Origin of the sequence: Bacillus sp. FSL R5-0422, assembly GCF_038610765.1 — a bacterium.
Taxonomy (GTDB): domain Bacteria; phylum Bacillota; class Bacilli; order Bacillales; family Bacillaceae; genus Bacillus; species Bacillus pumilus_O.
Genome location: NZ_CP152014.1, coordinates 2,146,984 through 2,163,398 on the forward strand (window position 1 = coordinate 2,146,984; position 16,415 = coordinate 2,163,398).

General features: G+C 41.9%; 23 protein-coding genes. 2 read left to right on the plus strand and 21 right to left on the minus strand.

Features of this window, described 5'->3' with window-relative positions; genetic code table 11:
* Positions 1 to 49: 49 nt before the first annotated feature.
* The 18 genes from folD to MKX52_RS10980 all read right to left on the minus strand — a co-directional run bounded on the left by folD (position 50) and on the right by MKX52_RS10980 (position 12,462).
* Entirely contained in the window at positions 50 to 901 is an 852-nt protein-coding gene (gene folD / locus MKX52_RS10895; RefSeq protein WP_342490693.1) for a bifunctional methylenetetrahydrofolate dehydrogenase/methenyltetrahydrofolate cyclohydrolase FolD, read from the minus strand.
* An 11-nt stretch (positions 902 to 912) separates the two neighbouring features.
* The gene (gene nusB / locus MKX52_RS10900) at positions 913 to 1,308 is read right to left on the minus strand and encodes a transcription antitermination factor NusB (RefSeq protein WP_012010530.1); all 396 of its coding nucleotides are present in this window, start codon (positions 1,306 to 1,308) and stop codon (positions 913 to 915) included.
* Positions 1,309 to 1,518: 210 nt separating this feature from the next.
* Positions 1,519 to 1,926, minus strand: a complete 408-nt coding sequence (locus MKX52_RS10905; RefSeq protein WP_012010531.1) for an Asp23/Gls24 family envelope stress response protein — start codon at positions 1,924 to 1,926, stop codon at positions 1,519 to 1,521.
* Positions 1,927 to 1,951: 25 nt separating this feature from the next.
* Positions 1,952 to 3,301: an acetyl-CoA carboxylase biotin carboxylase subunit gene (gene accC / locus MKX52_RS10910; protein ID WP_144473698.1), complete on the minus strand. Its 1,350-nt coding sequence runs from the start codon at positions 3,299 to 3,301 to the stop codon at positions 1,952 to 1,954.
* 11 nt (positions 3,302 to 3,312) lie between these two features.
* Positions 3,313 to 3,795 carry an acetyl-CoA carboxylase biotin carboxyl carrier protein gene (gene accB / locus MKX52_RS10915; RefSeq protein ID WP_012010533.1) on the minus strand — a complete coding sequence of 161 codons (483 nt, stop codon included), beginning with the start codon at positions 3,793 to 3,795 and terminating at the stop codon, positions 3,313 to 3,315.
* 196 nt (positions 3,796 to 3,991) lie between these two features.
* On the minus strand, positions 3,992 to 4,624 hold the full coding sequence (locus MKX52_RS10920; RefSeq protein WP_216889075.1) for a SpoIIIAH-like family protein: 633 nt from the start codon (positions 4,622 to 4,624) through the stop codon (positions 3,992 to 3,994).
* On the minus strand, positions 4,624 to 5,295 hold the full coding sequence (gene spoIIIAG / locus MKX52_RS10925) for a stage III sporulation protein AG (RefSeq protein ID WP_012010535.1): 672 nt from the start codon (positions 5,293 to 5,295) through the stop codon (positions 4,624 to 4,626). Before spoIIIAG ends, MKX52_RS10920 begins: the two co-directional genes overlap by 1 nt.
* Positions 5,288 to 5,920, minus strand: a complete 633-nt coding sequence (spoIIIAF, locus tag MKX52_RS10930) for a stage III sporulation protein AF (protein WP_119125100.1) — start codon at positions 5,918 to 5,920, stop codon at positions 5,288 to 5,290. The genes spoIIIAG and spoIIIAF overlap by 8 nt, the downstream gene beginning before the upstream one ends.
* A gap of 14 nt (positions 5,921 to 5,934) precedes the next feature.
* Positions 5,935 to 7,128: a stage III sporulation protein AE gene (gene spoIIIAE / locus MKX52_RS10935; protein WP_342490694.1), complete on the minus strand. Its 1,194-nt coding sequence runs from the start codon at positions 7,126 to 7,128 to the stop codon at positions 5,935 to 5,937.
* 19 nt (positions 7,129 to 7,147) lie between these two features.
* Positions 7,148 to 7,561, minus strand: a complete 414-nt coding sequence (gene spoIIIAD, locus MKX52_RS10940; protein ID WP_087978339.1) for a stage III sporulation protein AD — start codon at positions 7,559 to 7,561, stop codon at positions 7,148 to 7,150.
* Entirely contained in the window at positions 7,558 to 7,764 is a 207-nt protein-coding gene (spoIIIAC, locus tag MKX52_RS10945; protein ID WP_003153142.1) for a stage III sporulation protein AC, read from the minus strand. Before spoIIIAC ends, spoIIIAD begins: the two co-directional genes overlap by 4 nt.
* Before the next feature lie 19 nt (positions 7,765 to 7,783).
* Positions 7,784 to 8,299 carry a stage III sporulation protein SpoIIIAB gene (gene spoIIIAB / locus MKX52_RS10950; protein ID WP_106037976.1) on the minus strand — a complete coding sequence of 172 codons (516 nt, stop codon included), beginning with the start codon at positions 8,297 to 8,299 and terminating at the stop codon, positions 7,784 to 7,786.
* A complete protein-coding gene (gene spoIIIAA / locus MKX52_RS10955) occupies positions 8,293 to 9,216 on the minus strand; it encodes a stage III sporulation protein AA (RefSeq protein ID WP_217014431.1) in 924 nt (307 codons plus the stop codon). Before spoIIIAA ends, spoIIIAB begins: the two co-directional genes overlap by 7 nt.
* Positions 9,217 to 9,282: 66 nt before the next feature.
* Positions 9,283 to 9,564, minus strand: coding sequence for a YqhV family protein (locus tag MKX52_RS10960; protein ID WP_144504040.1), 282 nt, complete (start codon positions 9,562 to 9,564; stop codon positions 9,283 to 9,285).
* 177 nt (positions 9,565 to 9,741) lie between these two features.
* Positions 9,742 to 10,299 (minus strand): elongation factor P, encoded by a 558-nt coding sequence (gene efp, locus MKX52_RS10965; RefSeq protein ID WP_012010541.1) that lies wholly within the window; start codon positions 10,297 to 10,299, stop codon positions 9,742 to 9,744.
* A gap of 25 nt (positions 10,300 to 10,324) precedes the next feature.
* Positions 10,325 to 11,386 (minus strand): Xaa-Pro peptidase family protein, encoded by a 1,062-nt coding sequence (locus MKX52_RS10970; protein ID WP_254113577.1) that lies wholly within the window; start codon positions 11,384 to 11,386, stop codon positions 10,325 to 10,327.
* On the minus strand, positions 11,383 to 11,826 hold the full coding sequence (aroQ, locus tag MKX52_RS10975) for a type II 3-dehydroquinate dehydratase (RefSeq protein ID WP_012010543.1): 444 nt from the start codon (positions 11,824 to 11,826) through the stop codon (positions 11,383 to 11,385). Before aroQ ends, MKX52_RS10970 begins: the two co-directional genes overlap by 4 nt.
* Positions 11,827 to 11,934: 108 nt before the next feature.
* Positions 11,935 to 12,462: a YqhR family membrane protein gene (locus MKX52_RS10980; protein ID WP_088000341.1), complete on the minus strand. Its 528-nt coding sequence runs from the start codon at positions 12,460 to 12,462 to the stop codon at positions 11,935 to 11,937.
* A 222-nt stretch (positions 12,463 to 12,684) separates the two neighbouring features.
* Here MKX52_RS10980 and MKX52_RS10985 point away from each other — a divergent pair, with 222 nt between their 5' ends.
* Both MKX52_RS10985 and MKX52_RS10990 read left to right on the plus strand, forming a co-directional pair.
* The gene (locus MKX52_RS10985; protein ID WP_342490695.1) at positions 12,685 to 13,641 is read left to right on the plus strand and encodes a DUF1385 domain-containing protein; all 957 of its coding nucleotides are present in this window, start codon (positions 12,685 to 12,687) and stop codon (positions 13,639 to 13,641) included.
* A gap of 38 nt (positions 13,642 to 13,679) precedes the next feature.
* Entirely contained in the window at positions 13,680 to 14,075 is a 396-nt protein-coding gene (locus MKX52_RS10990; protein WP_012010546.1) for an SA1362 family protein, read from the plus strand.
* On the opposite strand, the gene MKX52_RS10995 is transcribed toward MKX52_RS10990, so the two are convergent.
* The 3 genes from MKX52_RS10995 to MKX52_RS11005 form a co-directional block, all read right to left on the minus strand.
* Positions 14,072 to 14,947: a patatin-like phospholipase family protein gene (locus tag MKX52_RS10995; protein ID WP_342490696.1), complete on the minus strand. Its 876-nt coding sequence runs from the start codon at positions 14,945 to 14,947 to the stop codon at positions 14,072 to 14,074. The two genes, MKX52_RS10990 and MKX52_RS10995, sit on opposite strands and share 4 nt — an antisense overlap.
* A gap of 102 nt (positions 14,948 to 15,049) precedes the next feature.
* Positions 15,050 to 15,484: a transcriptional regulator MntR gene (gene mntR, locus MKX52_RS11000; protein ID WP_012010548.1), complete on the minus strand. Its 435-nt coding sequence runs from the start codon at positions 15,482 to 15,484 to the stop codon at positions 15,050 to 15,052.
* A gap of 86 nt (positions 15,485 to 15,570) precedes the next feature.
* Positions 15,571 to 16,407 carry a biotin/lipoate A/B protein ligase family protein gene (locus tag MKX52_RS11005; protein ID WP_003216009.1) on the minus strand — a complete coding sequence of 279 codons (837 nt, stop codon included), beginning with the start codon at positions 16,405 to 16,407 and terminating at the stop codon, positions 15,571 to 15,573.
* Positions 16,408 to 16,415: the final 8 nt, after the last annotated feature.

The window sequence follows — 16,415 nt, forward strand, 5'->3', positions numbered from 1 at the left end:
AACGCACATTCATCCACCAGCAGCATGCAGGTGGATGAATGGATAAAGCTTATGCTAATGTACGTTTTGCTGATTTAACCGTATTATGTGCAAGCATCGTAATCGTCATTGGACCGACTCCGCCAGGGACTGGTGTGATATAAGAAGCTTTTTCTTTTGCCTCTTCAAAATCAACATCTCCAACAAGCTTCCCGGTATCTAGACGATTGACTCCTACATCAATCACAATAGCGCCTTCTTTAATTTGGTCAGCTTTAATAAAGTTTGCTCGACCGACGGCAACAACTAAAATATCCGCTTTCAACGTATGTTCTGAAATATTCGCTGTTCTTGAATGACAATAAGTAACCGTTGCGTTTTCGTTTAACAGCAATTGTCCTACCGGTTTACCGACAATATTGCTTCGTCCGACAACAACGACTTCTTTTCCAGAAAGATTGACACCCGTTTTGTTGAGTAATTCAACAATCCCTGCTGGTGTGCATGGAAGGAATGTGTCTTCCCCAAGAAGCATTTTCCCGATATTCAGAGGATGGAAACCATCAACATCTTTTTCAGGTGAAATACGTTCAATCACGGCTTTTTCAGAAATATGTTTTGGCAGCGGAAGCTGAACAAGAATCCCGTGGAATTGATCGTTCACATTGTACTGATCAATGAGCTGAAGCAATTCTTCTTCTGTTAAAGAAGCATCTAAATGATCTAGCTGGAAATGCATCCCCATTGCTTCTGCTGCTTTTTTCTTTCCGCGTACGTAAGAAAGTGAAGCCGGATCATCACCGATTAGAATAACGGCAAGACCAGGTGTGACACCTTTTTGTTTTAGCTCTTCTACTTCTTTTGCTAATTGCTCACGCTTTTCTTTTGCTGTTTCTTTCCCATCGATGATTGTTGCTGTCATGTCGAATCCTCCTATTGCTGCTTTAGGTCGTTTTTAATGTTTGAAAGTACTCCATTTACAAATTTCGGCGCTTTATCATCACCGAATAATTTGGCCAGTTCAATCGCTTCATTCATTGAGACACTAACCGGGATATCTTCTTGATACACCATCTCGTAAACAGACAGCCTTAAAATGGCTCTATCTACGTTTGCAATACGATCGAGTTTCCAATTCACTAAATGCTGTGAAATCATGTCATCGAGCTTGTCCTTTTGTTCAAGCACACCGAAAACCAGCTCCTCGAAAAAAGGATCTGATTCTTGTTCATCCAGTGCATGTGTAATGGCCTCTTTCGGATCAATATTACTCACATCAATTTGAAATAATGTTTGTAGCGCCTTTTCTCTTGCAGTTCTTCTTTTCATTATTTACTCCTTTAACCACTTTATCCGCTTGTCGTTAAGCCATACAGAGATCATAACATATTTTGACCGTGGTCGCACCAAGATCCATGCGAGCTGTCACGAAAAACGAATCAATCCAAGTATGAGGTCATTATGATTCGGAAATGGCCCAAAAATGGGCTTTAAAAAACCAAAGAGGCGATGCCTCCTTGGTTTCACTTGAACTCTTTTTTACATTTCTTGATCTACTTCAGCCTCAGCTGACTTTGTATCAAATTGAATACCAACGACATGAATATTGATTTCATTAATCGTTAAGGCAGTCATGTTCAAAAGAGTTTGACGAATATTTTCTTGTACAGCAGTGGATACCTTTGGAATGGATAGGCCAAATTCAATCACACAATATACATCGATTGTGATGCCTTCATCAGAGACATCTACTTTCACACCTTTACGGTGATTTTTTTTACCAAAACGTTCTGCTACATCAGCAGCGAAATTGCCGCGCATTTCGGCAATGCCTTCGACTTCTGAAGCGGCGATCCCAGCAATGACTTCAATCACTTCTGGTGCAATTTGCACTTTTCCTAATTGATCTTCATCAAGGTTCATTTCAAGCAAATTGTTTTCTGACACGATCATTCACCTCCGAAAGCTGTGATTATTTCATGATTTGGTATGTTTCTAAAAACTTCGTATTAAAATTACCGCTCACAAATGTTTCATGCTCAAGCAATCTTAGATGGAATGGGATCGTTGTGTAGACTCCTTCAATGACGAATTCTTGAAGCGCGCGTTTCATTCTCGCAATCGCTTCTTCTCTCGTCTTACCATATGTGATCACCTTTGCAATCATACTATCGTAATATGGCGGAATCACATAACCCGGATAAGCGGCAGAATCAACACGAACTCCTAGGCCGCCTGGCGGAAGATACATTTTAATTTCACCAGCTGATGGCATAAAGTTTTTCTCTGGGTTCTCTGCATTAATACGGCATTCGATTGCCCATCCTTCATATACGACATCCTCTTGTGTAAGAGAAAGCTCCTCACCTGATGCCACTTTAATTTGTTCTTTGATCAAATCAACACCTGTGACCATTTCTGTTACAGGATGCTCTACTTGAATACGGGTATTCATTTCCATGAAGTAGAACTTCTCTTCATTATAATCATAAATGAATTCGACTGTTCCAGCACCAGTATATTCAACAGCTTCTGCAGCTTTTACAGCCGCTTCACCCATTTGTTCACGGATGTCTGCATTTAGAGCTGGTGATGGCGTTTCTTCAAGAAGCTTTTGCATTCTTCTTTGGATTGAGCAATCACGCTCTCCTAAATGAATGGTATGACCATGCTGATCTGCAAGCACTTGGATTTCCACGTGTCTAAAGTCTTCAATGAATTTTTCTAAATAGACGCCAGGGTTACCAAAGTTTTGCGCTGCTTCCTGCTGCGTGATGGTGACACCGTTAATGAGCTCTTCTTCGTTACGAGCGACACGGATTCCTTTACCACCGCCGCCGGCAGTTGCTTTTATAATCACAGGATACCCAATACTTGCTGCTGTTGAAACAGCATCATCAAGATCTTTTACAATTCCTTGAGAACCAGGAACAATCGGAACGCCAGCGTCCTTCATTGTTTCCCTTGCGACATCTTTTGTTCCCATTTTGGAAATCGCTGACGGAGTTGGTCCAACAAAGATAACGTTGCATTCCTCGCAAAGCTCTGCAAAGTCTGCATTTTCAGCAAGGAAGCCGTATCCTGGATGAATGGCATCTGTTCCTGTTAATTTTGCTACACTGACAATATTCGTGACATTTAAATAACTATCTTTTGAAGCAGTCGGTCCGATGCAATATGCTTCATCAGCCATTTGAACATGAAGCGCATCGCGATCCGCTTCAGAAAATACCGCAACTGTTTCAATTCCAAGCTCTTTACAAGCGCGGATAATTCTAACTGCGATTTCTCCTCTGTTTGCAATTAATAGCTTTTTAATCATGATCGTACTCCTTACTCTGCTTTCACTAGAAAGAGGGGTTGTCCGAATTCTACAAGCTGACCGTTCTCAGCTAATACTTCGACGATTTCACCTTTTACTTCTGCTTCGATTTCATTAAACAGTTTCATCGCTTCTACGATGCACACAACTGTGTTTTCGTTCACCTTAGAACCTGTTGTCACGTAAGGACCTGCTTCTGGTGAAGATGAAGCATAAAATGTGCCAACCATTGGGGATGTAATTTTATGCAGATTGTCAGACGCAGCTGCCTCTTGTGCAGGGGCTTCGGTCTGAGCTGGAGCTTGTGCTTTAGGAGCTTGTTGAGCTGGAGCTGCTTGGACAGGAGCCACAGATGCTTGTGCCGCAACTTGCTGAACGACTTCTTTATTTTTCTTCAGTTTGATTTTTGCACCTTCGTTTTCGTACGTAAATTCATCAATTGTTGATTCATCAATTAATTTAATCAGTTCATGAATTTCTTCGATTTTTAACATGGATTTGCACCCCTATGTATGGATTTATCTTTTTCTTTATAGGCTAGTACTAAAAGTACATACTATAACCATCTTACAGGAGGATTTCATTGAATTCAACTACTATTGTGGCGAAGCACTTTGCGAGAGCACCTTGTAGAGGGCGTCAAACCGCATGAAAAAACGCCCTTTTCGGCAAAGGGCGCCTGTTCATTTTTTATTCGTTAGAGGGCTCAAAAGTGACTGCTACATTATCAAGACCTCTCATTTCTTTTGTGACCATATCAATAATGTCGGCCGCTTGAGCCTTTGATTTTTTGTCAGAACGAACTGTGATGCTCACTTTATCTCCCTCTGCACTCACTAGCGCATCTTTATAACCTTTTGTTTTAATTAAGGTTTCAAGTTGACGCTCCGTTCCTTCTGCTTCACTAAGCGCTGTCATTTGGTCATACGCTTCGCTTTTTTCTTGTGCTGTTGCATCATCACTAGATACAATTTCGTTGAACTCTTCACGCTGCTTGCTTCGTTTATCTTCAAGCTCTAATCTGTAAGTTGTAAAAAGCTCATCGTCTGTTTGCTCTGATACAGCCTTTCCTTCTTCACCGCTTGTTTCGATATCCTCTTGTTTACCATTTGTTTCTTTGTCAGTGGACTTCTCATCAGCGCCTTTTTCAGTTCCTTTGTCCATTCCTTTTTCTGGTTCAGTCTTTTTCTCTTCCGTTCCTTTTGATTTCATCTCTTCTACTGTCACTGCATTTTCACCTTGTGGAGACATAATATAGTACACACTTAAGACGACAACTAAACTTAGCATCGTTAATAGCCAAACCGTTTGTTTTTTTAACATCATTCCGAATCCTCCTTGATTTTTTTAGGGGCAACAGCCACTCTATGGCTCGGTACATCAAGCACTCGTGTAACCGCTTCAATGATGGTTTTCTTTATTTGAACGTTGTCTACTCCTTGAGCAACAACGAGAACACCTCGAATATCTGGTTTTTTCGTTTGCACGACGACTGGCGTTTCTTCATTGCCATTTTTGATGATGACGATTTCTTCTTCTTTTGTTTGATCGGTGACACTTCGCACGCCGCCTTCTTTATCTGTTTCTTCGGTCGTTGTGCTTTTATTGGATTTGTTTTTTTCAAACACTTTTAAAGAAGTTGCGTCTACATTGACCACAATCGATACATCCTCAACGCCAATAATGGTTTCTAAAATTTCTTTCAGCTGATTTTCGTATTCTTGCTCCACATCTTCAATCGAATTCTTTGATTTACTTGACGATGCCGGCTTGAATACCTCCTGCTCTTGTGAGGTTGTTTTTTTAGAAGCAGGAACAGCAGCTTGTTCTTTGCTTGATGGCGGTGACAAGATCTGACTGACTAACATGAAAGATACGCCGATGATGAATACAAGCAGCAAGTAATGGTGCTTCGTTAATTTTGGTTTCCCTTCACCTTTTTCAGGCGGTTGCAAGAATGATTTCAGCTTTTGTTTCCAGTCCTTGTTATTCATGATCTGCTGCGTCACCTCCCTCAATGTTCAGCGCAATGTGCTCAGGACTCGTATTCCAAACATTCGCAAGCGTCTCTTTCACCCTCTTGATCTCTTTGCTAGAAGATTCAGCGCTTTCCTCCTTTTGCCTGGAGAGATCAATGTCCACCTTTGCCACCGTTTCTACAGCATCACCTGTGAGCGGGGAAAGAACTGCTTTGATGCGAAATTGATCCGCCTCCATATTCTGATCCAGGTGCTCTTCATCTGCCAACACTTCTACGTGTTTCATTTCGTAGCTCTCCTTCTCCAGTGGCTCCTTTGCGCTTTTTTCTAGTTGGACAGCCATTTGCTTTAAAATATATGCACGCTGAGAGGCTTGTATTTCTTTTTTTTCTAAATTCATCTGATTTTTTATTTCTTCTGACTGTGCTTCTTCCTTCCCCTTCATCAATTCTGAGAAAATTTGGTCAGGGTCTGCCCGAAATAAAGCAAAAATCGGATTGAGCATCACCACAATCAACAGGAGGCTGACGACCATTTTGGCATATTTTTGCATGCTTGAATTAGGAAGCAGAAGATCAATGACAATCGCAAATAAGATAAAGAGAATAATACTTGTGATCCATTCCGTGAGAAAACTCAAATGGTGTCCCCTCCTTACTTCATCATCATGGTCAGGTTGCCAGCAGTGATAATGACGGTAATGCTTAAAAAGAACATGAGCGATACGACAGCAAGTGCAGCAAAGATATAAAGCACACTTTTTGAAATGACATCTAGGCAGCTGATAATTGGACCGCCTCCTAATGGCTGAAGAATGGCTGCGGCAAGCTTATAAATAAGGGCTAAAGAGAGCACTTTGATCGCAGGGAAAGCGGCAATTGATATGAGAATAGCGACGCCAACAAGTCCGACCGTATTTTTAAGTAAGACAGAGGCACTGATGACGGTATCCGTCGCATCTGTAAACATTCTGCCAAGGACGGGGATAAAATTTCCGGTAATAAATTTGGCTGTACGAAGTGCGATACCATCCGTAACCGCAGCAGATGCACCTTGCACAGAAATGACGCCAAGAAAGACAGTTAAAAAAACGGCTAACCCACCTATCGCCACATTTCTTAACAGCTGGGCAAGCTGGGTGACCTTGTATTGTTCGGTCAGCGTACTGACAATGCTCAATATCGCTGATAAAAAAATAAGCGGAAGAACGACATATTGAATAAAAACGCCGCTCGTATTCATCAAAAATAAGATAACGGGATGAAAGAATCCGGCTGAGACAAGACCGCCTGATGAAGCAATCAGTGCTAATAACAGAGGAATAAGAGCAAGAATAAAACTGGTCATCGTTTGAATGGCTTCCGTTGCATAAGAAATCGCCACATGAAAGCTGTTGAGTGCAATAATGATTAGCACCATATAAACAAGTGCGTATGCGACTTTACTGACAGTGCTTTGTTCAAATGCATTCTGCAATAGCTGCAAAAGCGAACAGAAGATGGTGAGTAAAATCAGTGTACCAAGGAGCTTTCCGTTTGCGATGACCTCGTGAAACAGATAATGAACAAAGGCTTTCAGCCATGTCTGGGGAGAAAGCTCTTTATCGCCGTCAATCATTTCCTTCACTGTTCCTTTTTGGCTTTCTGGCAGAAAGCCGCCATACTGGTCCAATATGGTTTCCCAAAAGTCACTAATGGAGTGAAGCTCAAGTGCATCAGCCTGTCCATCCGCCAATTCTTCTGCTGCTGGTGCTTCATTGGATAATGGCTCTTTTTCTTCTGCCCCTGCGTGAGGAGCGATCAGCCAGAAGAAAAGCATCAGTCCCAAAACAGCTGTCACCCGTTTCATTGTCATCACCTCTTTTCAATTACGTCATGGACGGGATCATACCTAAGATGGTCTCAATGATGACTGTTAAAATGGGGACTGCCATGACCAAGATGAGAATTTTGCCGCCAAGCTCTATTTTTGATGCAATGGCGCCTTGTCCAGCATCTTTTGTCAGCTGGGCGCCGAATTCCGCAATATAGGCAATACCAATAATTTTTAAAATGGTTTCAACATACTTCATATTGACACCGGCACTTGCCGCAATTTTTTCTATCATCGAGATAATGGCATAAATTTGATCTATTAAATAGAGAAAGATCACACACCCTGTAAATACAACAAGCATAAAGGCGAAGGTCGGCTTTTGTTCTTTGACGATTAATGCTAAAAAAGTAGCAATTAAACCAAGTCCAACAATTTGTATGATTTCGATTTGTAAGCCCTCCCCTATCCTTGAAATAGAAATACGGCTTTAATCTTTTTAAACAAATCATCTACAATGGTTGCTACCATAAACAAAATGTAGATAAACCCAAGCAGCGTGACCCACTGAGCGTACTCCTTTTTCCCCATTTGATCTAAAATCGTATGGAGGAATGCCACAACGATGCCTACTCCCGCAATTTGAAAAATGACGTTTACATCAACGCCCATGCTCTCGACTCCCTTCCTCTCACATCAATAAAAGAATCAGTAGTAATCCGCTTAAAAATCCGAGGCTTCTGACCATTTTTTCATTTTTGGCTTGGGCGATTTCAGCTTCTTTCTCCTCTGATTCCAAATGACCTAAAGCAAGCTTGATATATTTTTGCTGAGACGCGACATCATGCTGGCCAAGTGTTTCTCCAAAGTGCTTCAGTGCCTCATATTCGCCTTTTTTTAAAACGGTTTTTTTCCAAACATCCTCAAGACTTTCATTCCATGCATGCCGTGCAGAAAAAGTTCCGACTTTCAGCTTTTCTGCAAATTGTTCGAATAACCGATTCACAGGAGGACCTACTTGCGACGCAATTTGCTCTGCAGCACGCGCTAGAGGTGTTTGACCATACATAATTTCAGCTTCAAGAGATTGAAGCGCAAACCGGAGCTGCCGAATTTGTTTCGGCCGGTCACTATATCGTTTGGCAAACTCGAACCCTCCCCAAGTCGTAGCCGCGACAATCAAGATAGCGCCAATGAGCTTTAACATACGTCCACTCCCCGCCTCCATTTCATCTCTTGTCCGTCTTGATCATATATCCGCCCGATCGTGCCGGGACCGTCCTTACGATTTAATTCAACATAACGTTCAAACACGCGAAGCTCCCATAATGGCTTCAATGATGGACGTTTATACACATCTTCTAGTGAGTAGCCATGAACGGAAACGATAATGCTGACCCCAGCATGAATCGCTTCTAAAAGTGCCTGCACATCCTCGCTTTTTCCGATCTCATCGACAATCATGACCTCTGGACTCATAGACCGAATCATCATCATCAAGCCCTCAGCTTTTGGACATGCATCGAGCACATCCACCCGGTGTCCAAACTGGTGCTGCGGCACGCCTCTTATGCACCCAGCGATTTCTGAACGCTCATCTATAATGCCTGTTTTTTTAGGAGGAATGGCTTTTGTACCCGTACTAGCAAGTCTTGCTATATCCCGCAATAATGTCGTTTTTCCTGTTTGCGGTGGACCGATGATCAGTGAATTGCACCAGTGCTCGTTATATAAATAGGGAAGAAAGGGGAGCGCAATCCCGACTTTTTCTTTTGCGATGCGGATATTAAATGAAGAGATATCTCTCAATCCTTTAACAATGCCGTGTTCAACGATCACCTTGCCTGCAAGTCCTACCCGATGTCCGCCTGAAATGGTGATGTAGCCTTGCTTTAGCTCCTCTTCAAGTGTGTACATGCTGTAATTACTCAGCCTGCCTAATAGCTGAGACGCATCTTCTCCTGTTGTGTGATAAGAAAGAAAGCGCGGCTTTCCTCTTTGCATTAATTCAATAGGACGATCCGTGCGAATGCGGATTTCTTCTATTTGATCCCATTCTGCTTCTTTTAGCAGTCTAAGTTCTTGTCCAATCGCGTGCGGGAGAATATCCAATAAACTCCGCAACGAATTCCCCTCCTTTTTTTCTTCTCTAAAATGTATGATGTGAGATGTTAATTATGCCAAGCCGTTTCACTTATAAATCCCAACAAGAATAAAGACGACACCAATGAAAATAAAGAGGAGCTTGGCATAGGATAACTGCCCTGCGATTTGATAGATTCCAATCGTCATTGTGATAATAAAAATGAGCGGCCCAATGATCGCCAATATACTATTGATGACAACCGCTTTTCGAACGTCATTTGTGACTAAAATGAGAATGGCGGCCGTCAGTTCAATCGCTGCTGATAAAAACCTCATGCCTGCCATCGCAGCGACTGATGGATGGATGCCCGGGAGAAATTGTTTCATATAGAACCTCCAGCTTTTTTTACACTATATGCTTGTCTAGCTGGAAGTAGTCTTGTTTTTCGGGAAGGAAAAAAGATGAATGAGAGAATTGAGAGAAGGTTAATCTTTTGGGGAGTCTTATATGTTTTACAATAAAAAAAGACTGTAAACACAAGGTTTACAGTCTTTCTTCGTTCATTACGCTCTTGACACGTATGAACCGTCTGATGTATTAATGACTAGTTTATCTCCTTGGTTCACAAAGAAAGGAACGTTGACGATTAAACCAGTTTCTGTTTTTGCAGGTTTTGATCCGCCTGATGTCGTGTCACCTTTTATACCAGGCTCTGTTTCTACTACTTCTAGTTCTACCGTGTTTGGTAGTTCTACTCCAAGTGTTTCAGCACCGTACATTACAATTTGAACTGACATATTTTCTAGTAAATATTTCAGCTCATCTTTAATTTGTGTTTCACTTAGTTCAAGCTGCTCATAAGAACTTGTATCCATGAAGACATGCTGGTCGCCATTTGCATACAAGTATTGCATTGTTTTTGTTTCGATTTGAGCTTTCGCTACTTTTTCGCCTGCACGGAATGTTTTTTCTTGAATAGCACCAGTACGTAGGTTACGCAGTTTCGAACGAACAAACGCTGCGCCTTTCCCTGGCTTTACGTGTTGGAAATCCACTACACGCCAAATACCGCCGTCCACTTCAATTGTCAGGCCTGTACGAAAATCGTTTACTGAAATCATTTTGTCATCCTCCTACATTTCACCATCATAATATGATAAGTTCTTTCGGTGAGTGGGTCAATCGTTTATTGCCGTCAGCTGTCAGGACTATATCATCCTCAATTCTCACGCCGCCGACATCCGGCAAGTAAATTCCCGGCTCAACTGTGACGACCATTCCCTCTTCTAAAACGACCTCTGATCGTGAGGAAAGACCTGGCGCTTCATGTACTTCCATCCCTAGCCCGTGGCCAGTTGAGTGCCCGAAGTATTGACCATAGCCATACTTTTCAATGATGTCACGCGTGATGCGATCAGCTTCTTTTCCTGTTAAGCCTGGCTTGATTCTATCCACACCAGCGTTTTCTGCTTCTAATACGATATGATAAATTTCCTTTAGCTTATCGCTCGGTGTGCCAACAGCAATCGTTCTTGTCATATCAGAACAATACCCTTTATAGTAAGCACCGAAATCGAGTGTGACTAAATCACCAGATTCAATCACCTTTTCACTCGCTCTTCCGTGCGGCAAGCTTGAGCGAACACCTGAGGCGACAATCATATCGAATGAAGATCCTTCAGCGCCTTCTTTTCTCATGAAAAATTCAAGCTCGTTCATGACAGCAATTTCCGTCAGGCCCGGCTTGATGTAAGTGAGAATATGATCAAAGGCGTGATCTGCAATCTTCGCAGCTTCCTCTAATATCTTAATCTCTTCACTAGACTTAATCAAGCGCAACTTTTCAACTGATTCTGAGACCGGAACAAGCTCTATATCGCCTGCTTTAGCTGCATACTGCTGGTACGTGGCAAATGTCATATGGTTTTGTTCAAACCCAAGACGTTTGATCCCAAATTCCTTTGCTGTTTGAGCTGCGGTTTCTGCGATGTTTCCTTTATGTTCAATAATGTCGAAGCCTTTTACTTGGTCCTTCGCTTGCTCTGTATAACGGAAGTCCGTGACAAAAGCTGCCCGGTCCTTTGAAACAACGGCGAGACCGGCTGAACCAGTAAAGCTGGTCATGTACTGTAAATTAAAGCTACTCGTAATGACTAGACCATCGATGTCTAAATCAGATAAAAGCGTTCTTAATTTTTCAAGTTTCATGATACTGCTCCCCCTTCACTCACTAAATAACGAATCGCCAATTTATACCCTTCTAAACCAAGACCAACGATTTGCCCTTGGCATACTGGAGCAAGTACAGAATGATGGCGGAATTCCTCTCTCTTATGAACGTTTGAGATATGTACTTCAACGACGGATAAAGAAATACTTGCAATAGCATCCCTTAGGGCATAGCTGTAGTGTGTAAAAGCCCCCGGGTTAAACACGACTCCATCGTACTGTTCTTCTGCCTCGTGGAGTGCATCAATCAAATCTCCTTCATGATTCGATTGAAAGAACGTTAACTGGATATTGGCTCTTTCTGCAAACTGGAACAAATCTGTCTCTAAATCTGTCAGCGTCTTACTTCCGTAAACAGCCGGCTCTCTTTTGCCAAGCCTATTTAAATTGGGCCCATTCAGTACAAGAAAATGAGGCATACAACCACTCCTTCACCCTAATTCAATCTATATCGAGATCTGTTTCTTTTTCCTTAGAAACCTTTCGTTTCCAAAAATATTTTATCATATGAATAAGTGATTTACACTTTATTCGGTCTTTTTCCCGAGTGCCCTCGCAAGCTTTTGGCTCGTTAATTCATTATATTCAAACGAAATACTGTACCCGATAAACATACCGTATAAAATATATAGGCAAAATGTCGTGACAACGGTGCTTTGCTGTAAGTCTTGGACTTGCTTTACATCTGGGAAAATCGGATTAAATACGTAAAAAACGAGCAGCCATAAAATCGCGCCATATATTAGCCCCATCCAATAACCTTTGATTCGTTTCAAAAGCCCATAATAAATAAAGGCAGCTCCAATCGATAAAACCCCTAAAAGCACAATGCTGATAAAAGTACCAAGTCCGCCCTTTTTCCACTCTCCGAGCACAAAAGGCTGAAGAAGCATATTGGGACTCACCTCTGAGAAATGAAACATATGGGTCAGAAACCCGATAAAGCCCCAAAAAACACCACCAACAAAGCCTGTCGCAGCTGCTCTTGCAACTAGCGATGATGTTTGTACAGACTGATTTTTCTCTTCTTGGTTTTTCTTTTCATCACGTTTCATTTGTGAACACCTCCAGCAAGTAGTATGTCCAAAATGTGATAAAAAAAAGGATTTCCATACGTGAGTGTAAAATTTTTATAAGAGGGTATACTGGCTAAAAAGAGGTAGATAGAATTCTAGTAGATAATCGACCTGTGAGCTAGTGATTTCCCCTCATTTCCTGTACAATAAAGGTATAAGGAAATGCATGTAAATTACAGGAAACAGGCAGGTTGATGAAATATGTCCAATCAAACAAAACCTCCAGCATATGGAGGGCAAGCAGTTGTCGAAGGTGTCATGTTTGGAGGTAAAAAGAACTATGTGACAGCGATTCGGCGTAAGGATCAGTCCATTGAGTTTTTAAAGCTTCCCCGGACTTCCAATAAACGAACCGCCTTTCTCAAGAAAATCCCTTTTGTAAGGGGTGTTGCTGCACTTGTTGAAGCAAGCGCAAATGGCAGCAAGCACTTGAACTTCTCCAGCGAGCGCTATGACTTAGATCCTTCAGAAGATCATACTCTTGAAAAAGAACAAAAAAGCTCGAAATTATCCATGATTTTCGGCATTGCTGTGATCGGAGTTCTCTCTCTTCTCTTTAGTAAATTTGTCTTTACCCTAGTACCTGTCTTTTTAGCCGAACTTGTGCGGCCCGTCTTTTCAGGGAATTTTGCACAAATCGCAGTGGAAACATTCTTTAAACTGGTCTTATTATTAGGCTATATTTACTTTATTTCCATGACCCCTTTAATTAAAAGGGTATTTCAATATCATGGCGCAGAACATAAAGTCATAAACTGCTATGAACAGAATCTTGACATCACAGTGGAAAATGTCCAAAAACAATCACGCCTTCATTATCGATGCGGTAGCAGCTTTATTTTATTCACTGTCATTGTCGGAATGTTCGTCTATTTACTCGTACCGACAGATCCTTTATGGGTGAGAGTTCTGAATCGCTTGGCGCTCATTCCAGTTGTTCTAGGCATTTCATTTGAAGTGCTTCAGCTTACGAACAAACTCCGAAAAGTGCCTGTGCTGAAAGTGCTTGGCTATCCTGGCCTTTGGCTGCAATTGCTCACAACAAAAGAACCTTCTGACGATCAAGTCGAGGTAGCCATTGCAAGTTTTAATGAACTTCTTCGTTTAGAGGAAGCGTCTCTAAAACAAGCGTCAGATTCTGCTCATCAAGTGATCTAACTTATAAATCCGGTAAATTCCTTCGGAGGTGGACAGTTATGAATCGCCGAGTACATCCTGCTTTTACCATTATTTTCGCTTTAGGCGTTTTGGGATTTGTGTATTTACTCACAACGAATCCAGGCAGACTTTTTACAATGCTGCTATCAGTTGTGATCATTGGAGCGATTGTGTTTTTCCTATTTAGATGGCTGATGAATCGAAGAACTGGAACAGAGGGCAATCTTTATCGTAAAGCAGTCAAACAATCAAAACGTCGCTACCAGCAGCCTAAACCAAAAACGAAAAGCCAGATGAAAAATCGGGTCACTCATTTGCGAAGCGTGCCGACTGACCACAAGTCTAAGCCCGTCCTTCTCAAAAAGAAAAGCCAAACACAGTTAACTGTGATTGAAGGCAAGAAAAACAAAAAGAAGAATCGCGCCTTGTTTTAAAATGTCCAGCTTTTTAAAAATTGCTCGGCCTTCTGTCTGCCTAGATCGACGAGCGCCTTTTTCTTTTCTGCCATTAGCTGAAAATCAGTGGCAATGACGTGTTCTACAGGAATAAAAATAACATGACGTTCGTGTTTTGTGGCAATATGCCTTTCGTCATGAGCACCACGCATCGTTTCAAAAAGAGCGCCAAACAGTTCAAACGCATTGCGGATGGAGTGTTGAGGGCGTTCTTTTTCGTTTGGGGTTAATGTGACACCGACGAATGGTCTTTTTTTCTCTTCGGCAAACAACCAAATTGGAAAGTTGCTCAGCACGCCTCCATCCACAATGGTACAAATGCCTTTTGATGACTTTAGTTTGACAGGCTCGAAAAAATACGGCAAACTGCAACTCATCCGGATTGACCTGGCAACAGAGAAACGCTCTGGATTTAAGCCGTATGAAGGAAGGTCGTCTGGCAAAACGAGGATTTTCCCATTTGTTAAATCAGAGGCAACAATTTTCAGTGAATCTTTTTTGAGATCCCCAAATACGGTGACCCCCTTTCGTTTCAACACATCCGTCAGCCATTTTTCCAGCCGGTCCCCTTTGTAAAGACCGAGGCGCCAGTAAATGGATATCCACCGGAGCATTTTAAACGGAATGAATTGACATCTCCTATCAAGCAAGTGATGTTCATCCATCTCATCTAACAGCTCCCGAATCTCCTGACTTGAAAAGCCTGCTGCGATGAGTGAAGCGATGATCGCTCCAGCACTTGTACCAGCAAGGCGGACAAACTGATATCCTCTCGCTTCAAGCGCTTCATAGGCACCCGCAAGTGCTGCCCCTTTAATGCCTCCACCTGAGAACACACCATCTATCTTCATCAAGGAGCCCCCTTTGATATCACGCTATTAATAGTGTAAGAGCATATGCTTTCAATTAGAACTTTAATCAAAAAGGACACCCATGCTGAGGGTGTCCTTTTTTTAAGATTCTTGATTTGTTTGTTCGTTTTTCTTTTGAATCGCTTTCAGCTGAACAGAACGCTCGTCACTTTCTTCAAAGAATTGAACGAGATCGCCGATGCGGTCAATGCTGTTCCAGCTAAGATGATGTTCAATGCCTTCTACATCATCATAGATTTTCTCTTCATCTACACCAATGATTCTTAAAAATTGCTCTAGCAGTTCATGTCTGTATACGAGACGTTTTCCAATTTTTTTGCCTTTCGGGGTTAAAATTAGACCACGATACTTCTCATAAATGAGGTATTCATCTTTATCTAGCTTCTGAACCATTTTTGTTACAGAGGAGGGATGGACAGCGAGTGCTTCTGCAATATCAGAGACTCTAGCATATCCTTTTTCTTCTATCAGCATATATATTTGTTCAATGTAATCTTCCATACTAGGTGTAGTCATAAAACCCCTCCATAATGCACCTTTACTTAATAATCATAACAATTCTACACCATCGCCCATTAAAAAACAAGGAGTGTCCTTTGTCTTTAACGCTTGTAATTCCACTCGTCTGAGGCATATTTCGTTTTGGCAAGATGATGGACAAATGCTAATTCTTCATCTGTGAGCTCATAAGGCACAAGCTCAATATTTAATCCTTTTTCAAATCCTCGTTTAAACGCCACACGCGCATCGTCTATTGTACAAGTTCGGTCTGAGATTTCATTGATGGCGACCGCTTTGTTTTTAAAGCTTCTCTGCATCCGCTCTCTCACACGGTCGTTTGGATAAAGAAATAAATCGAACAGTTTGTCCTCATCAAGGTCAATTAAGATGGAGCCGTGCTGGAGGATCACTCCTTTTTGTCTTGTTTGGGCACTGCCCGCTACCTTTCTACCTTCTACGACAAGCTCGTACCATGAAGGGGCATCAAAGCATACAGACGATCTTGGATTTTTTAAGCTTTCTTTTTCTTTATCTGTACGAGGAATGGCAAAATACGCATCGAGTCCCAGTTCTTTAAAGCCTTCTAAAATGCCTTCTGAAATGACGCGGTATGCCTCTGTCACTGTCGCTGGCATTTCTGGATGTTCCTCTGATACAATCACGCTATAGGTCAGCTCCTGATCATGAAGAACCCCCCGCCCTCCAGTCGGTCTGCGGACAAATCCAAGACCATAGCGCTCGACTGCTTCCATGTTGATTTCTTTTTCAACATGCTGAAAATACCCAACAGACAATGTCGCCGGATTCCATCCATAAAAACGGATAACAGGCGGGATCAACTTCTCACTATGCCAATAAAGCAAGGCTTCATCCATTGCCATGTTAAAGGCAGGGTCTTGATTTCCTGTATCAATGAAACACCATTTCTCTTTTTGCATATAAAAAT